This window comes from Comamonas sp. B-9, assembly GCF_000410635.1.
Taxonomy (GTDB): Bacteria; Pseudomonadota; Gammaproteobacteria; order Burkholderiales; family Burkholderiaceae_C; genus Comamonas.
Genome location: NZ_KE148560.1, coordinates 1 through 1335 on the forward strand (window position 1 = coordinate 1; position 1335 = coordinate 1335).

Annotated in this window: 2 protein-coding genes and 1 pseudogene; all 3 read right to left on the reverse strand. The window is 65.3% G+C overall.

What is annotated here, in order from left to right; translation table 11 throughout:
- Positions 1–312 (reverse strand): annotated as a pseudogene (locus tag H928_RS27235) (hypothetical protein); the annotation flags it as partial.
- Between the two features lie 163 nt (positions 313–475).
- A complete protein-coding gene (locus tag H928_RS0110895) occupies positions 476–673 on the reverse strand; it encodes a Trm112 family protein (protein WP_027010813.1) in 198 nt (65 codons plus the stop codon).
- Between the two features lie 8 nt (positions 674–681).
- Positions 682–1335, reverse strand: a 654-nt coding sequence (gene lpxK / locus H928_RS27240; protein WP_084635765.1) for a tetraacyldisaccharide 4'-kinase, incomplete at its 5' end; no start/stop codon positions are given.

Consider the following 1335-nt stretch of genomic DNA (forward strand, 5'->3'; position numbering starts at 1 on the left):
GGCTGCGGCAGCGGGCGGCGGCGTGGGCGCAGGGGCGGCCAGGCTGTCAATGATGTCGCTGGCACTGGAGGGCAATTGGCCCGCGTCGCTGGGGCGCAGCAACTCCAGCAGGCCTTGCTGCAGCAGCTGCTTGATGTCTTCGAGCACCTGCAGCTGTCCGCCCGCCGACGGCGACAGTGCCATCACCTGCTCAATGCTTTTTTGCCCATCAAACATGATGAAGGCCGGTCGCATGCGGTGCGGCAACGAGGGATCCCGGGCGCGCAGCGCCTCCATGCCTTTGTCGGTTTTCTTGAGAATCAGGGTATGCATGGCAATGTGCTGAAAGTAATGGATGCAATCCACAAGGCTTGCCCGCAGGGGCGGCGTGCCTAAATTTTCAGCAAATTGTGTCTTTTTTTTACAAAACCGCTATTGGGGTTTGCCTGTGCGGACGGCCATGCCGGCCCTGGTGGGGCCGCAACTTCATCAAAGCTTAATCTGCCGCAGCTAAGGCGTCGATTTCTTCGTCGCTGAGCGGGCGCGCTTCGCCTTCGAGCATGATGGGCATGCCATCGCGCACCGGGTAGGCCAGGCGCGCGCTGCGCGAGACCAGCTCCTGGCGCTCGCGGTCATAGCGCAGGGGGCCTTTGGTGACGGGGCAAACCAGCAGTTCGAGCAGTTTCGGGTCCATAGCAGCAATCAGTCTTTCTTAACAGGGGGCGATGCGGGCTGGCGCTGGCGCAGCAGTGCATCGGCATGCTGGCCAAAGGCCGGGTCGATGGCGACCTCCAGCGGCACAGCCAGCGCATGCGGGGCAATGCGCCAGAGCTTGTGCGCATCCTTTTCGGTGCACAGCAGCACGGGGGCATCGGGTGCGCCTATTGTAGGTGCGCTGGTCGCGGCGATTCTGAGGCTTGCCAGCCAGGCCGGGTCGTCCAGCGGCGCATGGTCGGGCAGTGCATCGCTGCGGGCGAGCTGCAGGCCCTGGGCTTGCAGCATCGCAAAAAACTCCTGCGGATAGGCAATGGCAGCCAGCGCATGCACCGGCCGGCCGCGCAGATCGGCAAGCGCATGGCGGCGGCCATCCTGGCCAACAGCATAGCAGGCCAGGCTGCGCTGCAGCGGCCAGGCCGCTGCTCCTGTGGCTGCCAGCTGCTGGGGCGCTGGGCCGGCGTAGAGCGCAATATCCAGCCGCCGGGGCCAGGGCTCGCGCAGCGGCCCGGCCGGCAACTGCCAGCCATTGCCAATGCCTTGGGCGTTGAAGACGGCAATCTCCACATCGCGGGCCAGTGCCAGGTGCTGCAGGCCATCGTCGCAGACCAGCACATCGACCTCGGGGTACGCCTGCAGGGC

Excerpts from the sequence above, each read along its gene's own strand:
- H928_RS0110895 (WP_027010813.1), bottom strand. The coding sequence starts at position 673 with ATGGACCCGAAACTGCTCGAACTGCTGGTTTGCCCCGTCACCAAAGGC.